General features: G+C 67.6%; 19 protein-coding genes. 5 read left to right on the top strand and 14 right to left on the bottom strand.

Annotated elements, in window-relative coordinates; translation table 11 throughout:
* Window positions 1-10 precede the first annotated feature (10 nt).
* Complete coding sequence (locus LRH25_RS03355) at window positions 11-655, bottom strand: TetR/AcrR family transcriptional regulator (RefSeq protein ID WP_141285746.1); 645 nt, start codon at window positions 653-655, stop codon at window positions 11-13.
* Window positions 656-963: 308 nt separating this feature from the next.
* Between LRH25_RS03355 and LRH25_RS03350 the strand changes: the two genes are divergently transcribed.
* Window positions 964-1,521 (top strand): HNH endonuclease, encoded by a 558-nt coding sequence (locus LRH25_RS03350; RefSeq protein WP_141285744.1) that lies wholly within the window; start codon window positions 964-966, stop codon window positions 1,519-1,521.
* A gap of 237 nt (window positions 1,522-1,758) precedes the next feature.
* Here LRH25_RS03350 and erpA read toward each other — a convergent pair whose 3' ends face one another.
* The 5 genes from erpA to rplM all read right to left on the bottom strand — a co-directional run bounded on the left by erpA (window position 1,759) and on the right by rplM (window position 4,429).
* Window positions 1,759-2,142 (bottom strand): iron-sulfur cluster insertion protein ErpA, encoded by a 384-nt coding sequence (gene erpA / locus LRH25_RS03345; protein ID WP_141285742.1) that lies wholly within the window; start codon window positions 2,140-2,142, stop codon window positions 1,759-1,761.
* Window positions 2,143-2,201: 59 nt separating this feature from the next.
* The gene (locus tag LRH25_RS03340) at window positions 2,202-2,600 is read right to left on the bottom strand and encodes a bactofilin family protein (protein ID WP_141285740.1); all 399 of its coding nucleotides are present in this window, start codon (window positions 2,598-2,600) and stop codon (window positions 2,202-2,204) included.
* 113 nt (window positions 2,601-2,713) lie between these two features.
* A complete protein-coding gene (locus LRH25_RS03335; RefSeq protein ID WP_141285738.1) occupies window positions 2,714-3,433 on the bottom strand; it encodes a DUF6776 family protein in 720 nt (239 codons plus the stop codon).
* Window positions 3,434-3,597: 164 nt separating this feature from the next.
* Window positions 3,598-3,990, bottom strand: a complete 393-nt coding sequence (gene rpsI, locus LRH25_RS03330) for a 30S ribosomal protein S9 (protein WP_141285736.1) — start codon at window positions 3,988-3,990, stop codon at window positions 3,598-3,600.
* A 10-nt stretch (window positions 3,991-4,000) separates the two neighbouring features.
* A complete protein-coding gene (gene rplM, locus LRH25_RS03325) occupies window positions 4,001-4,429 on the bottom strand; it encodes a 50S ribosomal protein L13 (protein ID WP_141285734.1) in 429 nt (142 codons plus the stop codon).
* Between the two features lie 400 nt (window positions 4,430-4,829).
* Here rplM and LRH25_RS03320 point away from each other — a divergent pair, with 400 nt between their 5' ends.
* Both LRH25_RS03320 and LRH25_RS03315 read left to right on the top strand, forming a co-directional pair.
* Window positions 4,830-5,558 carry a GNAT family N-acetyltransferase gene (locus LRH25_RS03320; RefSeq protein WP_141285732.1) on the top strand — a complete coding sequence of 243 codons (729 nt, stop codon included), beginning with the start codon at window positions 4,830-4,832 and terminating at the stop codon, window positions 5,556-5,558.
* 31 nt (window positions 5,559-5,589) lie between these two features.
* Window positions 5,590-6,654 (top strand): serine/threonine protein kinase, encoded by a 1,065-nt coding sequence (locus LRH25_RS03315; RefSeq protein WP_231010170.1) that lies wholly within the window; start codon window positions 5,590-5,592, stop codon window positions 6,652-6,654.
* A gap of 118 nt (window positions 6,655-6,772) precedes the next feature.
* Here the strand turns inward: LRH25_RS03315 and htpG are convergent, their stop codons facing one another.
* From htpG to LRH25_RS03285, 6 genes are all read right to left on the bottom strand, one after another.
* Window positions 6,773-8,653 (bottom strand): molecular chaperone HtpG, encoded by a 1,881-nt coding sequence (gene htpG, locus LRH25_RS03310; protein WP_141290398.1) that lies wholly within the window; start codon window positions 8,651-8,653, stop codon window positions 6,773-6,775.
* A gap of 118 nt (window positions 8,654-8,771) precedes the next feature.
* Window positions 8,772-10,025, bottom strand: a complete 1,254-nt coding sequence (locus LRH25_RS03305) for a HupE/UreJ family protein (RefSeq protein ID WP_231010169.1) — start codon at window positions 10,023-10,025, stop codon at window positions 8,772-8,774.
* Window positions 10,022-11,221, bottom strand: a complete 1,200-nt coding sequence (locus tag LRH25_RS03300; RefSeq protein ID WP_231010168.1) for a tetratricopeptide repeat protein — start codon at window positions 11,219-11,221, stop codon at window positions 10,022-10,024. Before LRH25_RS03300 ends, LRH25_RS03305 begins: the two co-directional genes overlap by 4 nt.
* 74 nt (window positions 11,222-11,295) lie before the next feature.
* Window positions 11,296-11,550, bottom strand: a complete 255-nt coding sequence (locus LRH25_RS03295) for a hypothetical protein (RefSeq protein WP_141290996.1) — start codon at window positions 11,548-11,550, stop codon at window positions 11,296-11,298.
* Window positions 11,551-11,559: 9 nt separating this feature from the next.
* A complete protein-coding gene (locus LRH25_RS03290) occupies window positions 11,560-13,086 on the bottom strand; it encodes a DUF4331 domain-containing protein (RefSeq protein ID WP_141290994.1) in 1,527 nt (508 codons plus the stop codon).
* Window positions 13,087-13,264: 178 nt separating this feature from the next.
* Complete coding sequence (locus LRH25_RS03285; protein WP_231010167.1) at window positions 13,265-14,971, bottom strand: MBL fold metallo-hydrolase; 1,707 nt, start codon at window positions 14,969-14,971, stop codon at window positions 13,265-13,267.
* 98 nt (window positions 14,972-15,069) lie between these two features.
* On the opposite strand from LRH25_RS03285, the gene LRH25_RS03280 reads away from it, so the two are divergent.
* Both LRH25_RS03280 and LRH25_RS03275 read left to right on the top strand, forming a co-directional pair.
* A complete protein-coding gene (locus tag LRH25_RS03280; protein ID WP_231010166.1) occupies window positions 15,070-15,393 on the top strand; it encodes a 2Fe-2S iron-sulfur cluster-binding protein in 324 nt (107 codons plus the stop codon).
* Window positions 15,394-15,570: 177 nt separating this feature from the next.
* Entirely contained in the window at window positions 15,571-16,674 is a 1,104-nt protein-coding gene (locus tag LRH25_RS03275) for a cyanophycinase (protein ID WP_231010165.1), read from the top strand.
* Here the strand turns inward: LRH25_RS03275 and LRH25_RS03270 are convergent, their stop codons facing one another.
* Both LRH25_RS03270 and LRH25_RS03265 read right to left on the bottom strand, forming a co-directional pair.
* Window positions 16,675-17,298, bottom strand: coding sequence for a UPF0149 family protein (locus LRH25_RS03270; protein ID WP_141291026.1), 624 nt, complete (start codon window positions 17,296-17,298; stop codon window positions 16,675-16,677).
* Between the two features lie 13 nt (window positions 17,299-17,311).
* On the bottom strand, window positions 17,312-17,731 hold the full coding sequence (locus LRH25_RS03265; protein ID WP_141291025.1) for a VOC family protein: 420 nt from the start codon (window positions 17,729-17,731) through the stop codon (window positions 17,312-17,314).
* Window positions 17,732-17,736: the final 5 nt, after the last annotated feature.

The raw sequence follows: 17,736 nt of genomic DNA, 5'->3' as shown, positions 1-17,736 counted from the left end.
TGGACGTCGATTAACGATGGGCCGCGCGCGGCGCCAGAGGGGAAAGCGTGGCCTCGGCCGATTCGGGCGAGGCGGCGTAATCGCGAACGATGCGGGCGAAGCCGGAGCGCGCACGCTCCACGGCACCGGGGTGGCGAAGAAAACGGGCGTCGTGATGCAGCGCCAGGATCAGGCCGTGCACCTCGAACAACATTTGGCTCGGGTCGGTGTCGGTCCGCAAGTGGCCGGTTTCGATGGCCAGGCGGATGGCCCGCTCCATTGCCGCCTGCCAGGCCTTGACCATGCCGGCCAGCGCGTCGCGCACCGGGCCTGGCCGGTCGTCGAACTCGACGGCGCCAGAGATGTAGATGCAACCGGAGTCGATTTCGACCGCCACCCGCTTGACCCAGTTCTCGAACAGCGCCCGCACGCGCGGAAGGCCACGTGCCTCGCGGATGGCCGGGAAGAACACCTCTTCCTCGAACTTCGCGTGGTATTCCTTGATCACCGAGATCTGCAGTTCCTCGCGCGAGCCGAAGTGGGCGAACACACCCGACTTGCTCATGCCCGTGACCTCGGCCAGCGCGCCGATGGACAGGCCTTCCAGCCCCATGTTCGAGGCCAGGCCCAGCGCCGCATCGAGGATGGCGGCGCGGGTCTGCTGACCTTTTTGCATGGTGCGGGCGCTGGCGCGGCGAGGAGCTGGCTGACTGAGCACGGTGCGGGATTGCGGCTGGGTGTCGGATCGGAATGAAACGAACGATCGTGCTATTTTGCAGAAATCAGCGCCGACACGCGAGTCCTTGTCCTGATTTTTTTTGGGGAAAAGCACTGCCAGCAACCCAGCGCTTCACGTTTTGCCCGGAGACGCTCGCGAATTTCGGGTTTACCCGCAACCGTCGCGACGGCGACTACGTCACAGCGCGACGCTGGCAGCCACACGCCGGGCAAGTTATGCTTGACGGTTAAGGAGCGCGCCACATCATGGAGGTGCTACAGCTGGACATCTCGGGTCGCCCGCAGGCGTGGATGACGGTCAAGGAAGCCGCCGTTCTCTATGCCAGCAACGCCATTGCCTGGACCCTGGGCGATGCCTTCCATGTGATGCGCGGCGGCATGCAGCGCACCACCGGCCTGCAGTCTCGCATCGAGCTGCACCCCATCATTGCCGTGCGCGGCGCCATTCCCTCCCGCGCCTGGCGCCAGGCGCCGGCGCTGGCCAATCCCAAGCTGTTTGCCCGCGACCGCCACGTGTGCGCCTACTGCGGCCACCGTTTCGCATTCGACGAACTGACCCGCGAGCACATCATCCCGGTGTCTCGCGGCGGGCAGGACAGCTGGATGAACTGCATCACCGCATGCCGCGGCTGCAACGGCCACAAGGGCAACCGCCTGCCCGAAGAAGCCCGCATGGGCCTGCTCTACCTGCCCTACGTGCCCAGCCTGCACGAGGACATGATCCTGCGCGGCCGGCGCATCGTGGCCGACCAGATGGAGTTCCTGCTCGCAAGCGTCCCGCGCAGCAGCCGCTTGCACGGCTAGACATGACGTACCCGGGCTCGCGGGTACGCGAGCCCACCCGCCGAGCGGGTTGCGCTGCCAGCTTGGGGCGGCCCGGCGCCGGCAGCGTTTGTTTGCACCCGGACTCGCGGGTACGCAAGTCCACCCGCCAGGCGGGTAACGCTGCCGCCTTGGGACGGCCCGGCGGCGGCAGCGTAAGAACGGAGCGCCCAGCAAAAAGCCGCCCGAAGGCGGCTTTTGTTTGGGAGCGGCGCTCGCTCAGACCGAGAAGCTGGAGCCGCAGCCGCAGGTGGTCGTGGCGTTCGGGTTCTTGATCACGAACTGGGCGCCTTGCAGGTCTTCCTTGTAGTCGATCTCGGCACCGCTGAGGTACTGCAGGCTCATCGCATCGATCAGCAGCGTCACGCCGTTCTTGCTCATCTGCGTGTCGTCGTCGTTGACGATTTCATCGAAGGTGAAGCCGTACTGGAAGCCGGAGCAGCCACCACCCTGCACGAACACCCGCAGCTTCAGATCCGGATTGCCTTCTTCGGCCACCAGGTCGGCGACCTTGGATGCCGCGCTGTCGGTGAAGACGATGGGGGCCGGCATGTCGCTGGTGGCATCAGCAACAGGGACGAGGGTTTCGGCGACGGCGTTCATGGCAAATCCTTGGAAAAAATCTAAGCGGGGCGGCTGGGCGGGAACGGGTAGAGCGGTTCTCAGACCTCGTTCGAGGCCGCCAGCTTCAGGGTCGGCTTGTCTTCTACGGCAGACCGAGGCCTCAATTCTCCATCGATGGTGGCACCCTGGTGCATTTCAAGGGCTTCATAACGCACATCACCGACGATTCTGGCCTTGGGTTGCAGTTCCAGCAACTCGCTGGAATGCACGGGACCGTGCACCTGCCCGTTGATGATGACGTGTCCAGCATTGACCTTGCCCATGACCCGGGCATTTTCGCTGATCACCAGCAGGCTGGGGCCTTCGCCATCGGCGACCACGTCCCCGTGGACTTCGCCATCGATGCGCAAGCCATCCTTGAAGCGCAACTCGCCCGAAACGATGTTGCCCTCGCCGATCAGGCTGCGGATCGGGGGCTGCTTCTTCTTGCCGAACAACATGAACTGACACTCCTTAGCGGTGTTTTAGTCTTCAGCCCCGGCCGGCGGATGTGGGTCGCCTGTCCCGTGAACTGCCCAACGCGTGGTGCCAACGGATGCACGAAGCGTGCTCAGAGTTTCAGCGTCTGCGTGGCGCGAACGCCGCCCGCGCTGTCCGTCACCCGCAGGACGACGGATTTGACCACGGCATGCGCCGGGCCGTCGACCCGCCCTTCCACCCGCACGTACTGCTTGACCTGCAGCGGCTGCGCACCACCGGGCAGCGTCAGGGTCCAGGGTTTGCCGTCCTCGGTGCCGGAAAAGGTCAGCTCGTAATGGCCGCTGAAAGCCTGCGCCTGGCGGCCACTCTGCATCACCAGCAACTGGTAGCGCCAGTGGCCGGGCGACTCCTGATCGACCTGCAGGCCGCGCACCTGCAGCGACTCCGCGCCGGCGCTGGCCGTTGTCGGCAGCAGGCGCTCGAAGAAGCCCAGGTCGGCCTTGAGGCTCATCTTCTCGGCTTCGGACTGCTTCAACTGCTCGACCAGGCGCTCCTCGGCGGCGCGTTCGGTCTTCAGCAGGCTCTCTGCCGTGTTAGCAATGGACTGGGCGTGTTCGCGCTCCTCGCGCAGTTGGCTCAGCTCGTTGCGCAGCCGAACCAGCTCGGCCTGGGCGCCGCGGTCCAGCCCGGCGATCTCCTTGCCGAACTCGAAGGCCCAAAGCGCAATCGCCGCCGAGAAGCCCAGCACGACCGCAGCAGCGACCCAGCGCAAGGGCCAGGCCATCTGGCTGCGCACCGTCATGCGTGGCGACGAGATCGACAAACGGCGGCGAATCAGTTTCCAGCGCATACAACACTCACCGCGACAAGCACAAAGTGGAACGGCATCGGCACTTCAGCCCATGCTCCCTGGCAGCTTTTCCGCATGGCGCACCCAGAAACGACAAAGGCCGCATGAAGCGGCCTTTGCTGTTCGGCTTTCCCAGGGACACCGGGAAAGACGTGTCGGATGGATCAGCGCTTGCTGAACTGCTTCCTGCGACGCGCGCCGTGCAGACCGACCTTCTTACGTTCGACTTCACGCGCATCGCGCGTCACGAAGCCGGCGTGGCTCAGGTCAGGCTTGAGCGCCGCATCGTAATCGATCAGCGCACGGGTGATGCCGTGACGCACTGCGCCGGCCTGGCCGGACTCGCCGCCACCGTGCACGTTGACCTGGATGTCGAACGTCTCGTTGTTGCCGGTCAGCAGCAGCGGCTGGCGCACGATCATGATCGAGGTCTGACGGCCGAAGTATTCGCCGACGGCCTTGCCGTTGACGACAATCTGGCCAGTGCCCTTCTTGATGAAGACGCGAGCAACCGACGACTTGCGACGGCCGGTGCCATAGTTCCAATTACCGATCATTCAGCGCTCCTCAGATTGCCAGCGGCTTGGGCTGCTGCGCGGCGTGCGGGTGCTGGTCACCGGCATAAACCTTCAGCTTCTTGATCATCGCGTAGCCGAGCGGGCCCTTGGGCAGCATGCCCTTGACGGCCTTTTCCAGGGCGCGGCCCGGATGCTTGGCTTGCATGTCCTTGAACTTGGTGCCGTAGATACCGCCCGGGAAGCCCGAGTGACGGTAGTACACCTTGTCGTTGGCCTTGTTGCCGGTGACGCGGATCTTGTCGGCGTTCAGGATGATGATGAAATCACCGGTGTCGACGTGAGGCGTGTAGATGGCTTTGTGCTTGCCGCGCAGTCGGAGTGCCACTTCGCTGGCAACACGTCCGAGCACCAGATCGGTGGCGTCGAGCACAAGCCACTCGTGCGTCACTTCGGCCGGCTTGGCGCTGAAGGTCTTCATGAGAGGTTCTCTTTGAAAGAGAGGAAACGGCTGTTCGAACGGCTGGCCATTCACCATCGGAACCACTTGGAGACTGCCTTCACCCCGCCGCTCACGTGAAGCACGTGGCAGACTGGGATGCTTGCAGCCGGCGGCCTCTCAGGCTTCCGGTTGCCCTGCCTCTCTTGAGTTCTTTCAGGTTCAGTCATTGCTGGCTGAACATTGCAAGAACTTTGCAAAAGCATGACCCGTTCTCCCCGCCGATTGCGGGAAAGCCGACGAGTATAGCCGAAACCACAGTGCTCGCAAACAGGCCGCGGCCCGCAATCCCCCTGCAGCTCCGGGCTTCGGTGGCCGGCATCGCGGTTATACTAGGGTTTTCCCTTGGTTCTCATTGACCACCCCTCACTTGGGAGCGCGCATGGCTGACCCGGTCCAGGCGCAAACGCCTCAACCCCCCACGCCTTACCGCTGGATTCCGATCCGCTCGCTGGTCTCACGCCATCGCGGGCGCGTGCTGTCGCACCTGCTCGCGCTGAGCGCGGAAGACCGTTACCTGCGTTTTGGCTACATGGCCAGCGACGAGCAGATCAAGCGCTACGTCGAGCGACTGGATTTCCGCCGCGACGAAATCTTCGGCATCTTCAACCGCCGGCTGCAGCTCATTGCCATGGCCCACCTGGCCTACCTGAGCGAGGGCATGCCAGGGGTGGCTGCGTCCTCCCGGCACATGGCCGAGTTTGGCGTGTCGGTGGCCGTGAGCGCGCGCGGGCGGGGTTACGGCGCCCGGCTGTTCGACCACTCGGTGCTGCACGCCCGCAACCGCGGCGTGACCCAGCTGATCATCCACGCGCTGAGCGAAAACACCGCGATGCTGCGCATTGCCCGCAATGCCGGCGCCACCGTGGTGCGCGACGGCGGCGAGGCCGAGGCCAGGCTGCAGTTGCCGGGCGACTCGTTGGCCTCGCGTGTGGAAGCGCTGGTCGAAAGCCAGGCGGCCGAGTTGGACTACCGCTTCAAGAGCAATGCCCAGCACATGGACCGGCTGGTGAACTTCTTCAGCTTCGGCCTGTTGCGCAGCCGCAAGCAGGCGCCGGCCGCGAACAGCGAGCTGGACGCGCCCCACGATCCGCCCAAGCCCGGCGCCTGAGCGGCGGACAGCGCGGGCGTACCATGCCCCGATGCCTGTTTCTCCCTCGGACTCCCCTGCCGTCTCCCCCGCCACTTCCCCGTTTGCAACACTCGACCCGCAAGCGGTGCTGCAGGCGCTGACGCTGGCCGGCCTGCCGGCCGATGGCCGGCTGCTGCAGCTGAACTCCTACGAAAACCGCGTCTGGCAGGCGCACCTGGACGACGGCCGCGTGGTGGTCGCGAAGTTCTACCGGCCCGAGCGCTGGACGGACGCGCAGCTGGCCGAGGAACACGCTTTTTCCGCCGAGCTGGCCGACGCCGACCTGCCGGTGGTGCCACCGCTGGTGCTGGCGCCCCAGTGGGAAGACCCGGCTTTCAGATTGGTGGACGGCGTGCCGACGCTGGGCATTGCCGAGGTCAACGGCGCGACCTTCCGCATCGCCGTCAGCGAGCGCCGAGTCGGCAGAGCGCCGGAGCTGGAACAGCCCGAGACGCTGAGCTGGCTGGGCCGCTTGCTGGGCCGGCTGCACGCGGTCGGCAAGCGCAGCGCGTTTGCGCACCGCCGCACGCTGAACGCCCAGACCTACGGCCACGCAGCGCGCACACGGCTGCAGGCGCTGGGCCTCGTGCACCCGGACACCGAAGGCGTGTGGCTGCGCGCCAGCGAGCGCGCGCTAGCACTGGTGGACCAGGCTTTTGCGCGGCACGACAACCTGCGCCTGATCCGCCTGCATGGCGACTGCCACACCGGCAACGTGCTGTGGCGGGAGGAAGGCCAGTATGCCGGGCCGAACTTCGTGGACTTCGACGACTGCTGCATGGGCCCCGCGGTGCAGGACCTGTGGATGATGCTGCCGGGCGAGCGCGGTGCGATCGAAACCGCGCTGTACCACCTGCTGGACGGCTACCGCGACTTCGCCGATTTCGACGACCGCGAGCTGCTGCTGATCGAACCGCTGCGCACGCTGCGCATGATCCACCACAGCGCCTGGCTGGCCGAGCGCTGGTCAGACCCGGCCTTCCCCATCGCCTTCCCGTGGTTTGCCAGCCCCTCGTACTGGAACCAGCAGGCGACCGAGCTGCAGGAGCAGGTCGAGCGTATGAGCGACCTCTGATTCAAGCACCCCAACCGGAGCAGAAGCGCGGACGGCGCCGGGCCGCCCCAAGACGGCCGCGCCAACCCGCCCGGCGGGTGGCCTCGCGTACCCGCGAGACCGGGTGCCCCACTTCTGATCAGGCGCTGAGCAGGCGCGTCACGCGCTGCACATAGGCCGCCGCGTCTTCCAGCTGCCCACCTTCGGCCAGCACGGCCTGGTCGAACAGGATCTGCGCCAGGTCGTCGAAACGCGGGTCGTCCAGCATGCGCTTGACCAGCGCGTGTTCCGGGTTCACTTCCAGGATGGGCCGGGTTTCCGGCGCTTCCTGGCCAGACTGCTTCAAGAGCCGCGCCAGGTGACCGCTCATGTCGCCTTCCTCGACCACCACGCAGGCAGGCGAATCGACCAGCCGGTTTGACACGCGCACGTCCTTGGCGCGGCTGGCCAGCGCGGTCTTCAGCTTCTCGACCAGCGGCTTGAAGGCCTCGGCGGTTTCCTCGGCCTTCTTCTTCTCTTCCTCGTCCTGCAGCTTGCCCAGGTCCACCGAGCCCTTGGCCACGCTTTGCAGCTGCTTGCCTTCGAACTCGTGCAGATGCGAGAGCATCCACTCATCCACACGCTCAGCCAGCAGCAGCACCTCGATGCCCTTCTTGCGGAAGATCTCCAGCTGCGGGCTGCTCTTGGCGGCGGCCAGCGAATCGGCTGTGATCACGTAGATCACGTCCTGGCCTTCCTTCATGCGCGAAACGTAATCCGCCAGGCTCACGCCTTCGTCGGCATGGGTGGACGAGAAGCGCAGCAGCTTGGCCAGGCGCTCCTGGTTCTGGAAGTCCTCGCCAATGCCTTCCTTCATCACATTGCCGAACTCGCCCCAGAACTTCTGGTACTTGGCCTTGTCGTCGGCACTGTCGCTGTCGGCCAGGCTTTCCAGCATGGACAGGATGCGCTTGGTCGAACCTTCGCGGATCGCCTTCACATCGCGGCTTTCCTGCAGCAGTTCGCGGCTCACGTTCAGCGGCAGGTCGGCCGAGTCGATCACGCCCTTGACGAAGCGCAGGTAGACCGGCAGCAGCGTCTCGGCGTCGTCCATGATGAACACGCGCTTGACGTACAGCTTCACGCCGCCGCGCTTGTCGCGGTTCCACAGGTCGAACGGCGCCTTGGCGGGGATGTACAGCAGCTGCGTGTATTCGCTGCGGCCTTCGACGCGGTTGTGCGTGTAGGCCAGCGGCGGCTCGCTGTCGTAGCTGATCTGCTTGTAGAAGTCCTGGTACTCGGCGTCGGTCACCTCGCTCTTGCTGCGGCTCCACAGCGCGGCGGCCTTGTTGACCGTTTCCCATTCGTCGGTGACGATCTGCTTGGAGGCTTCCGCGTCCCAGGTCTCCTTCTTCATCAGGATGGGCAGCGAGATGTGGTCGCTGTACTTGCTGATGATGGACTTCAGGCGCCAGGTCGACAGGAACTCGGTTTCCTCGTCGCGCAGGTGCAGGATCACATCGGTGCCGCGCAGCGGCTTGTCAATCGTCTCCAGCTCGAACTCGCCGGTGCCTTCGGAGCTCCAGCGCACGCCCTGGTCGGCGGGCAGGCCGGCGCGGCGGCTTTCGACCGTGATGCGATCGGCCACGATGAAGCCGGAATAAAAGCCCACGCCGAACTGGCCGATCAGCTGCGCATCCTTCTTCTGGTCGCCGTCCAGCTTGGCCATGAACTCACGCGTGCCGCTCTTGGCGATGGTGCCCAGGTGGGCGGTGGCTTCCTCGGCACTCATGCCAATGCCGTTGTCGCGGATGGTCAGCGTCTTGGCCTCGGCGTCGAACAGCACGCGCACTTCGAGGTTGGGGTTGTCTTCGAACAGCTGCGGATGGTCCAGCGCTTCGTAGCGCAGCTTGTCGCAGGCGTCGGACGCGTTGGACACCAGCTCGCGCAGGAAGATTTCCTTGTTCGAGTACAGCGAGTGGGTGACGAGGTGCAGGATCTGCTTGACTTCGGCCTGGAAGGAATGGGTCTGCTTGCTCATGGGTCGCGAACGGGAAAAGGGGTTGGCAAAACGCCCCCACGAGCCAAGGCTCAGCGGGGGTTTGGCGGCCATCTGGGGCCGCGCTGTCGCTTTTCAAGCCCGCCAGTGTCGCCCCAGTTCAGCCGCTGCCCAATAACTTGAGATCAAAAACCCGCTCCGCCAGCCAGATCCCGGCCACGCTGGCGATCAGCACCGAGCCCACCGGCAGCACGCCATGCCGGTAGACGCGGCTGCCACGCAGCCACCAGGACAGCGGCAGCACGCAGATCACCACCGCCGCCTGGCCCAGTTCCACGCCCAGGTTGAAGCCCAGCAGCGAGCTGACCAGCGCGCCATTGCCCAGGCCCATGTCCTTCAGCACGCTGGCAAAACCGAAGCCGTGCACCAGGCCGAACACGAAGGTCATCTTCCAGCGGTCCTGGCCCTCAAGAAGATGCCGGGCCGCTCCCAAGTCTTCTTGACCCCCTCGGGGGGCCTGACGCGCAGCGGCAGGTTTGGGGGCACCAAGCAAGGGCCAGAGGTTGTTCAGCGCGGTGGCGATGACGCTGGCGGCAATCAGCGATTCGACCCAGCGGGTTGGCGGGTTGAAAACGTCCAGCACCGCCAGCGCCAGCGTGATCGAGTGCGCCACGGTGAAGGCCGTCACCACCTTGGCCACGCCGAGCAGCACCTCGCGCCCGTCCGGCGCCGGCTGCCACTCGCTGCGCAGCACCATCGGTGGATTGCGCCGCACGCGCAGCAGCACCGAAGGCAGCAGCAGCGACAGCAGGAACAGCACGTGGTCAGTGCCGATCAGGATGTGGTGCATGCCTTCGATGACAAAGCCAACGAAGCCGGACGGCGCTTCGCTGGCCGGCCCGGCCGCCACGCCCGAAGCCGCAGAAGCTGCCGGCGCCGCGCCCGGCACCAGCACCTGAAGCCGCTCGCCTGTGGGCGTGATCAGCCGCAGGACGCCGCGGTGCGTCGGGTCGCTGTCAGCAAACAGCTGGTAGCCGACCTGCAGTGCACTGGCCTCGCGCGGGCATTGCCACTGGCGCGTCAGCACCGCGTAGACGCCGTCGCTGTGATGCTCCAGCTGGGGCGGGCCGGCAGGGCCGGGCACGCAGGCCTCGCCGCCCACGCTGAGTTGCAGCCTGGACTGCACCAGCACGTCGATCTGCGTCCAGCGTGGCAGCACCTCGCCCCAGCTGAGCTCGCCGTTGTCGTCCTGGTCCAGCACCAGCTCGCGGTCCAGGTCGCGCAGCGCCACGTCCACCCTGGCCCGCACCGTTTGACCGCTCACGGTCATCTGCAAATAGGCATCGCTGGGCTTGTGCGCGTGGGCCAGGCCGCTGCAAAGCAGCAACAGCCACGCCAGCAGAACGCGGCTCATGCGCCAGCTCCCACGGTGCGCGACAGCCGGGCCAGCGTCGCATCCTGCCAGCCCTGCGCCTTCGCAAAGGCCAGCACTGGCGCCATCGCCTGGGGCTGGCCGGCGGCCTGCGCCGTGCGCACCAGCAGCCAGGCATCGGCCGGCTCCTTCTGGTGCGACCAGTTCAGCTGCGCCTGTTCCAGCGCCTGCGCCGGCTGGCGCATCAGGTCCAGCGCCCAGCGGGCCTGTTCACGCGCATGGCTGGGGTCGCCACGCAGCGCGGCGGCGGCGTAGCGCTCGCCGAGGTCGCGCACGGCGCCGTCCGCACGCGGGTCGTTCAGCGCGCGCCAAGCCAGCGCCAGGCGCAGCAGCAAGGTGTCAGATGCCTCCTGGCCGTCCAGCAGTTGCACGACTTGCGCGGCCTGGCCGTGGTCCAGCAGCCAGTCGGCATAGGCGGCGCGGGTGTAGACGTCGTCGTTCAATGCCAGCGCCTGCTTGAAGTGCTTGCCGGCGCTGGCATCGCCCTGACGCTGGGCCATCTCGGCGCGCAGCAGCCACAGCCAGGCGTCGTCCGGCCCGGCTTGCAGCAGCCTGGACAAGGCGGCCGATGCGCGGTGCTGCTGGCCCTGCAGGCTGTCCAGTTCGGCCAGCGCTGCCAGGGCGGGCTCGCTGACAGCGCGGCCCAGCGCGGCATAGCGCGGGCCGGCGAGTTGTTCGTAGCCGATGCGTGCAGCGGCCCAGTCACCGGTGACCTGAAGCACCGCGGCGCGGGTCAGCTCGGCCTGGGCCTGCAAGGGCAGCGGCGTGTTGCGGTCGGCCAGCAAGGCAGCCAGGTCCTGCAGCGCGGTGGCGAACTGGTGGTTGCGCTGCAGGATGGTGGCGCGCAGCAGGCGCACCGGCGCGGGCGGCGCGGGCAGCGCCCACCAGGTGGCCAGCGCGGCTTGCGCCTGGCCGAGTTCGCGCGGGTCGCCGCTGCGGCGGCTGCGTTCAATGGCCTGGCGGGCGATGTTCAGCGCCAGCGGCAGCGAGGCCGGCGCCTCGCGCAAGGCGGCGCGCTGAGCCCGCTCGGCACGGCGCTCGGCCTGGCCGCCGACACGGGTCGGCAAGGATTCGACCACCGTCGCATCGTTGGCCGGCACAAACGGCGCAGCCTGCAGCAGGGCATGGCAACTGAGCAGCAAGGCAGCGGCCAGGCGGGCGGATTTCCAGGTGGACATGGTGGCGAGGAACGAAAAATGGGGGGAGGCGACGCGGTGCGCCGCCTCCGCGAGTCACGGCGAGGGAGCCGTGATCAATCCAGCGCCACTGGCTCGGTGGTGTCGCTGGCCGGTGGCTGGTCCACCGCATCGAGGTTGACCGGCTCCTCGGTTTCGCTGGCCGGCAGCTTGGCCACGTAGTCGATGTAGGCCTCGGGCGAGGCGAGTGCGGAGGACGGGATGCTGCCGCCGCCCTGCGGGTCGGACGTGCCGTCGTCGCTGCCGCCATTGCAGGCAGCGAGCAGCGCCAGCGCACCAGCCGCCAGCGTCATGAGATGAACGCGCTTCATGGCCGCCCCTTACTTGGTGCCGCCGATGGGCGTGTTCAGGTACGGAAAGCCGGCCATCAAGGGCACGACCGCCTGGTCCACCGCGTCATGCAGCTTCAGCGAGGTTTCGCCCAGCGGCACGGCCGAGGGCTTGCACGCCGCGCCGAACTTCAGCGCGTCGGTGTCGCCATTGGCCATGCACAGGCCGCCCATCACCGCGACCAGCGACACGTCGACCACGTCGTCCTTCGGTCGGCGGCCGTTCGGGAAGCCGGCGAAGTCGTTGCCACCGGCCAGGATGTTGCCCACCACGCCCAGGCGGTTCTGCTGCGCGAACGGCACCGGCGCAATGGCAGTGTTCAGCCGCAGCTCTTCCGAAGCCACCACGTTCTTCGGCTGGTTCAGGCCGCTGATGCCGGTGAGGAAGGTTGTGACCAGGTCGTTGCGCGGGTAGTTGGTCGGCGCGGTATTCGGCAGCGCCAGCGCGATCTCGATCAGCTTGGGCAGCGTCGGGTTGGTCACGTACTTGGCGAACTGCGCGTCGTCCTTGGGCTTGGCGCTGTTGAAGCGGTCCTTGTCCTTCAGGCCGATGACCACCTCATTGACCAGGGGCATGCCCAGGCGCGAGACCTGGGTCCAGGCGCCGCCGTTCTTGTCGGTGGTCTGGTGGCCGGGTTTGGGGTTCGGGTCCAGCATGCGGGCCTGGCGCATGCTGGCCGTGGTCCAGCCGCCAATCACCGTCTCGGTGCCATTGGTCAGGCAGCTGATCGGCACTTCCAGCGCCAGCGTGGTCACGTTCTTGTCGGCCAGCTGGTTGGGCACCGCGCCGATCAGCGTCGGATCGGTGATCACCGAAACCGGCGCGTTGACCAGGTCGAAGATGGTGCCCAGGTTGACCGCAAACGGGTCCTGGCGCTGGCCGACGAACATCTTGCCCGCCGTGCTGCAGCCCGGAATGTTGACGCTGTAGATGTGCTTGGCAGCGTAGGCCGCGTAGTCCGGAATCGTCTTCACGCCGATGTTGTCCACCGGCTTGGCAAAGGTGCTGGCGCCGCCGCTGGCATTGGTCACCACCTGCGTGCTGCCGCTGCGGCGGTCACCGCGCACCACGCTGACGCTGTAGCTCTCGGCCACATTGAGGTTGGTGTCGTTGACATTCGCCACCTGGCCGGCCTGGATCAGCGGAATGCCCACGCTCTGGTCGCCCACCGTCAGCGCAATGCCGGCGGCCGTGTTCTTGAAGCGGAACTGGAACGTCAGGTCCTCGACCGCGTCGCCGTTGTTGTCGATGTGGATCTCGTAGAGCGCGTTCGGGTCCATCGAGAAGTAGTTCGGGCCGCCATACGCGTCCTGCAGCGGCTGGTAGTTCGCGATCAGCGTGACGTAGCCGTCACGGCCGGTCTCGTAGCTGCGGAACATGTAGAAGTCCGAGGCATCAACCTTGGGCGAGGTCGTGATGAACGGGGCTTCACGGTGACTGGAGGCCTGGGCGGTGCCGGCCACGGCCAGCATGGCCGCGGCCACCAGGGGCAGCAGACGCAGAGGGGAACGCAACATGGAAGTCTCCTGGAAGAAAGTGCGCCAGCGCGGGGCCGGCGGTTGGGCAGAGCCGGCGAAGGGGGGCCTGCGATGACCCTCAACCCTTCCGACGACTCAGGCCTTTACGCAGCCGACACAAAGCCGGATGCGACTTTCTTCACGGAGACTTGTAAGCGGGTGTTCTCTGCTCCTGTCCTCAGGCCGCTTCCCAGCGGGCTTCGTCGTCCATCTTCGCCTGGCCTTGCGCGGCCAGCTTCAGCAGGTTCGCGCTCAGCGAGCGGGCAGCAATGCCATGGCGCGAGGCCGGCACGTCGCCATAGACCTCGGGCACCAGCGCCTGCACCGTCACCGGCGCGGCCTGCGCCCGCAGCGCGGCCAGCACCTTGTCCTCACGCGCCTGGCGGTGCGCCAGCAGCCGGCGCACCTCGGCCTGCGGCTCGGCGATCAGGAAGCCGTGGCCGGGTGCAAACCAATCCAGGTCCAGCGCCAGCAGGCTTTCGAGTGCCGCGCAGTAGGCGGCCATGTCGCCATCGGGCGGGTTGATGACCACGGTCGAGCCCTGCATCACATGGTCGCCGGTGAACAGCAGCCGCTCTTCCTCCAGCAGCCAGCAGACGTGGTTGGATGCATGGCCCGGCGTGGGCACCGCGCGCAGCGTGCAGCCTTCGCCGAGCGACAGGCGCTCGCCGTCGGCCGGCACATGGTCAGGCACGAACGTGGCGTCCTGCCACATCGGGTGCGAGGCGACGCGGCCGACCAGCGTGGCGCCGGTCAGCGCCTGCAGCCGGCGCGCGGCGGGCGAATGGTCGGTGTGGGTGTGCGTGACGAGGATGCGCGTGATGCGGCCGGGCTTTGCCGCCGCCAGCACAGCCTGCAGGTGGGCCTCGGTATCGGCATCGTCCGGGCCGGGATCCAGCACCGCCACTTCATCGCCGCCCGGCGCGCGCAGCAGATAGGTGTTGGTGCCGGGGCCCGTCATCACGCTGCCGTTGTTGCAGGTGACCCGCGTCACGCGCTCGGACAAGGCCACCGCGCGCAGCGGCAACAGGTCGGCGAACACGTCGCCGCGGCCGGTCGGGTCCAGGCGGCCGATCTCGGCCCAGGCCCAGTGGTCGGGCAGGAACGGCCGGGTGCCCTTCTCGTCGCGGCCCAGGCGCGGCATGGTGCGGCGCACCGCCGCCTGCGCATCGGTGGCCTCCAGCGCGGCCTGCACGCTGGCGTGGCGGCTGAGCTGCTGCAGCGTGCGCTCGGTCACCGGCAGCAGCTTCAGGCCGGCGGCCAGCGCATCGGCCGGCCGCAGCCAGGCGACTTCCAGCGCTTCGGCGGCATCGGCCACGGCGGTCTGGCCCTCTGGCATGCGGGCGATGAAAAACCGGGTGTCGAAGCGCTGCTTCATGCCGGGCGGCGTCAGCCAGTGGCTGAAGTAGCGCAACTGGTCGGTCGCCAGGCGCAGGCCGGCGCCACGGCAGGCTTCGGCGAAGGCAGCGCCCGTCTGCAGTTGCGAGCGCTGCATTTGCACCGAGGACATGGCCTCGGCCGTGCCGTGTGCCAGCAGCAGGCCGACCTCCTCGAAACTCTCGCGCAGCGCCGCCACGGCGTAGTCCAGCCCGCCGGACGGCAGGCCCAGGCGCTGGTTCCAGGCCGCTTCATCAGCGGCCTCGCACAGCGCCTGCATGCCGGCGTCGGCCGGGTCCAGCGCGCCGCCGGGGAAGACCCAGACACCGCTGCGGCTGTCGCCACTGCGCTCGGCGCGGCGCATCAGCAGCACCTCGGGGCCGGCATCGCCGTCGCGCAGCAGGATCAGCGTGGCGGCGCGGCGGGCGCCCTGCAGGTCCGGGTCCACGCCCAGCGGCCCGCCGGGCGGGTGTTGCAGGGCGTTGGTGGAAGAGGAATCGGCAAGCATGGCGGCAGTCTACGGAAGCGGCGCCCCCAAGCGGGGCCTGGGGGCGGCCGTTGACCCGGGGTTTGCCCTCATAAGCGGCGCGCGGGCCAGAATCGTGCATGAGCAGCGAAGCCTCGCCCCCCACCGCAGACGCGCCCAGCGCGCGCTGGCTGGAGATCCAGCCGCAAGGCTGGCGGCTGCCGCTGCCGCCGGGCCTGAGCCTGCTGGAGGCCGCACAACAGGCCGGCGTGCGGCTGGCGCGCTCTTGCCGCAACGGCACCTGCCGCGCCTGCCGCTGCCAGTTGCTGGCCGGCGAAGTGCGCTACCGCGTCGAATGGCCAGGCATCAGCGCCGAAGAACGGGCAGAAGGGCTGATCCTGCCGTGCGTGGCCGAACCACTGGGCGACGTGCGCATCGAGGCACCTGCAGCGCAGAAGCTGTGATTTGTGGCGTGGCAAAGGTGTAAGGCAGGCGTACAAAATGGAACCTTTCTTTCATTTGACGGCTCGCTCAGGCCAATGCCCGCAACCTCACATGCCGCGGGCCCGATATTTGCAAAACGATGACTGCCGACGCGCCTTACCCCCGCGTTGCCCGCCGCCGCTGAGAAAGGATTGCCAATGCCTGGATCGCCGAGCCTCCCGCCACACCGGCCCCTGCGCCGGCGCCTGGCCGCGTGGACCGGCGCGCTGGCAGCGGCCTCCGGGCTGATGACCCTGGCCGGCCCCGCGGCGGCCACGGCGCCTTCGGTCAGCATCAGCCGGCTGGGCTTCACCGACGACGTGCAGCCCAGGCTGCAGGGCCCGGCCTTCTACCTGAAGGGCGACGGCGCGCCCGAGGCCCGCTCCTTCGAGGCTTTCGTGGACCAGCTCTCCCACGAGCCGGTCGACGTGGTGGTGATGGGCGCCAGCTATCGCGACTGGGAAGGCGAATGCCGCACGCTGAACGCGTTGCCCAATGTCAATTCCTGCACCACCATCGTGATCCGCGACGCACGCGACGCGGCCGACCCTGATGTGCTGGCCGCGCTGAAGCAAGCCGAGGTGGTGTACTTCCGCGGTGGCGACCAGTGCAACTTCGTGCAGTGGCGCAACAGCCCGATCCCGGCCGCCGTGCAGGCCGTGGTGGAGCGCGGCGGCGGCACCGGTGGCGGCAGCGCCGGGCTGGCGATCCAGGGCTCGCTGGCGGTCTATGACGGCTGCCGCGGCAGCGTCAACTCCTCGCTCGCGCTGGCCGACCCGTACCGCAACAGCGTCAGCTTCACCGAGAACCTGTTCAACTGGCCGGGTCTCGAAAGCACCTTGACCGACAGCCACTTCGTCAAGCGCGACCGCATGGGCCGGTTGCTGGCCTTCCTGTGTCGCCAACTCGGCAGCCGCGAGGTGGACGAGGCCTGGGGCCTGGGCATCAACGAAGGCACGGCCGTGCTGATCGACCGCGACGGCAAGGGCACGGTCTACGGCGACACCGCCTTCGTCGTGCTGGCCGACCGGCCCGGCTACGGCTGCCGCCAGGAAAACGACCCGGTGACCTACACCGGCTACAAGGTCTGGCGCCTGGAGCCGGGCAGCCTGTACGACTTCTCCGAGCGCCCACAGACCGGCTTCTACCGGCTGGACGTGGACCAGGGCGTGGTGCTGAGCCGCAACCCGTACATCGCCCCTGCCTTGAGCGAAGCCCACGCCACAGCCGGCCGGACCCCGGATCGTTTTGGGGGCCTTTGATCAGTCTTGGTGGCGGTGGGCCCAGAGCACGCCCACCATGTCGGCAACCTGCCGGCTCAGTTCGTCCACCACCTCGATGTCCTGCAGCCGCTCGGCGTCGGCAGGGCTGAGTTGGTCCGCGTCGCCGCCCAGAAGCGCCACCGGCACCAGCAGGGGTCCCAGCGCCGGGTCGTCGAACAGCGGTGACCAGGCTTCCGGGTCCAGGTCCACGGCGCTGAGGAAGCCGGCGCACCAGTCCTGCGCGCTGACGTATTCCTTCTCACCCTGCTCGGCCACGCTGAAGATCGGCTGCCAGTCGTCGGGCTTGTCGCGCAGCAGGCAGGCCAGGTTTTGCAGGTGGCGCAGCACCCACACCGTCGCCTGCTTGCGCTTGCGTCCGCTGGGGAACGGTGCATGGCTTTCGCCTTCGGCGTCACCGCCCCAGACCAGCGGCAACCAATCAGCGGTGGCCAGCTTGTCCAGCAGCGGCGGGCCAACCAGCAGCGCGGTCAGGTAGCCGTCCAGGCCTTCGATGTTCATCGCGCCGTCCAGCGGCAGCGCGTGCAGCAGGTCGTCCAGTGCCTGAAGTTCTTCGTCGCTCAGCGGCGTGTTGGCCGATTGCGGGTCATAGCGGGGATAGTCCACAACAGCGCTCCGCTCACCAGCTGCCGGTGTTGGGCATGCTGGCCCAGGGCTCGGCCGGTGGCAGCCGGCCGCCGGCCTGCAGCAGTTCGACCGAGATCTGGTCCGGCGAGCGCACAAAGGCCATGTGGCCGTCACGCGGCGGGCGCAGGATGGTCACGCCATGCTGCTGCAGCCGCTCGCAGGTGGCGTAGATGTCGTCCACCGCGAAGGCCACGTGGCCGAAGTTGCGGCCACCGGTGTAAACCTCCGGGTCCCAGTTGTAGGTCAGCTCGATCTGGGCGTCGTGGTCGCCCGGGGCGGCCAGGTAGACCAGCGTGAAGCGGCCCTGGGCGTGTTCGGTGCGGCGCACCTCTTCCAGCCCCAGCGCGTCGCGGAAAAAGCGCATCGACGCGTCCAGATCCGTGACGCGCACCATGGTGTGCAGGTATTTCATGCCCG

The sequence above is a fragment of the Ideonella azotifigens genome (genome assembly GCF_021043325.1).
Lineage (GTDB): Bacteria > Pseudomonadota > Gammaproteobacteria > Burkholderiales > Burkholderiaceae_C > Ideonella > Ideonella azotifigens.
This window is presented reverse-complemented; position numbering and strand designations above follow the sequence as displayed.

Bases quoted from the DNA above. Each gene is read 5' to 3' on its own strand.
- LRH25_RS03355 (WP_141285746.1), bottom strand. From the start codon at position 655: ATGCAAAAAGGTCAGCAGACCCGCGCCGCCATCCTCGATGCGGCGCTG.
- LRH25_RS03350 (WP_141285744.1), top strand. From the start codon at position 964: ATGGAGGTGCTACAGCTGGACATCTCGGGTCGCCCGCAGGCGTGGATG.
- erpA (WP_141285742.1), bottom strand. From the start codon at position 2,142: ATGAACGCCGTCGCCGAAACCCTCGTCCCTGTTGCTGATGCCACCAGC.
- LRH25_RS03335 (WP_141285738.1), bottom strand. From the start codon at position 3,433: ATGCGCTGGAAACTGATTCGCCGCCGTTTGTCGATCTCGTCGCCACGC.
- rpsI (WP_141285736.1), bottom strand. From the start codon at position 3,990: ATGATCGGTAATTGGAACTATGGCACCGGCCGTCGCAAGTCGTCGGTT.
- rplM (WP_141285734.1), bottom strand. From the start codon at position 4,429: ATGAAGACCTTCAGCGCCAAGCCGGCCGAAGTGACGCACGAGTGGCTT.
- LRH25_RS03320 (WP_141285732.1), top strand. From the start codon at position 4,830: ATGGCTGACCCGGTCCAGGCGCAAACGCCTCAACCCCCCACGCCTTAC.
- LRH25_RS03315 (WP_231010170.1), top strand. From the start codon at position 5,590: ATGCCTGTTTCTCCCTCGGACTCCCCTGCCGTCTCCCCCGCCACTTCC.
- htpG (WP_141290398.1), bottom strand. From the start codon at position 8,653: ATGAGCAAGCAGACCCATTCCTTCCAGGCCGAAGTCAAGCAGATCCTG.
- LRH25_RS03305 (WP_231010169.1), bottom strand. From the start codon at position 10,025: ATGAGCCGCGTTCTGCTGGCGTGGCTGTTGCTGCTTTGCAGCGGCCTG.
- LRH25_RS03300 (WP_231010168.1), bottom strand. From the start codon at position 11,221: ATGTCCACCTGGAAATCCGCCCGCCTGGCCGCTGCCTTGCTGCTCAGT.
- LRH25_RS03295 (WP_141290996.1), bottom strand. From the start codon at position 11,550: ATGAAGCGCGTTCATCTCATGACGCTGGCGGCTGGTGCGCTGGCGCTG.
- LRH25_RS03290 (WP_141290994.1), bottom strand. From the start codon at position 13,086: ATGTTGCGTTCCCCTCTGCGTCTGCTGCCCCTGGTGGCCGCGGCCATG.
- LRH25_RS03285 (WP_231010167.1), bottom strand. From the start codon at position 14,971: ATGCTTGCCGATTCCTCTTCCACCAACGCCCTGCAACACCCGCCCGGC.
- LRH25_RS03280 (WP_231010166.1), top strand. From the start codon at position 15,070: ATGAGCAGCGAAGCCTCGCCCCCCACCGCAGACGCGCCCAGCGCGCGC.
- LRH25_RS03275 (WP_231010165.1), top strand. From the start codon at position 15,571: ATGCCTGGATCGCCGAGCCTCCCGCCACACCGGCCCCTGCGCCGGCGC.
- LRH25_RS03265 (WP_141291025.1), bottom strand. From the start codon at position 17,731: ATGAAATACCTGCACACCATGGTGCGCGTCACGGATCTGGACGCGTCG.